General features: G+C 42.6%; 1 pseudogene. It reads left to right on the forward strand.

The annotated features are described in order from the left end of the window. A pseudogene (locus EAO38_RS09290) lies at positions 1 to 601 on the forward strand (hypothetical protein); the annotation flags it as partial.

The following is a 601-nucleotide window of genomic DNA, read 5'->3' on the forward strand; positions in this document are numbered from 1 at the left end:
TAAGCACATCTTAGAGAGTCTACAAGCCAACCCCAGCATTGAGGACATCAATCCTAGATTCATTAAAACCCAAGACAATTATCAAGGCGCGCATATTAACTTTACTTATGAGGGCATCTCTAGTGAGATACAGGTGCACACGCCCAAGAGTTGGGAGGTGAAGAAAGAGTTAGACCCGCTTTATAAAGCCAAGCGCAGACTCCAATTAGAGGGCAGTTTAAGCAGAAAAGAAGCCAAAAAGCTAAGAAGAAAGATGAAGGCGATAGGTCAAGAATCCGACCTGGATAGTAGCTTATTCACTTCGCTTAAACTCACTTCACCACAAGAATCGCCACACCAATCTGTGGTAGTAAAAAACTCCTTATCGGACTTAAATGGTATCCAAGAACCTTCTTTAAACTCAAAAATAGGGCTTTCTTCAGAATCCGGCAACGCATACAATCTACGCGAATCAAAATTAAACCAAAAATCCACATCTTTAACCGGTGGCAAGGGGATAGAGACTGACATACAAACTCCTTTATCTAACCCTACCAAACCCCCCCTTAACAATCAAATCCCCTTACTTCCCTATAAGCCCAACACACATATCCCAGCCACG

The organism is Helicobacter vulpis, from assembly GCF_003660395.1.
GTDB classification, from domain to species: Bacteria; Campylobacterota; Campylobacteria; order Campylobacterales; family Helicobacteraceae; genus Helicobacter; species Helicobacter vulpis.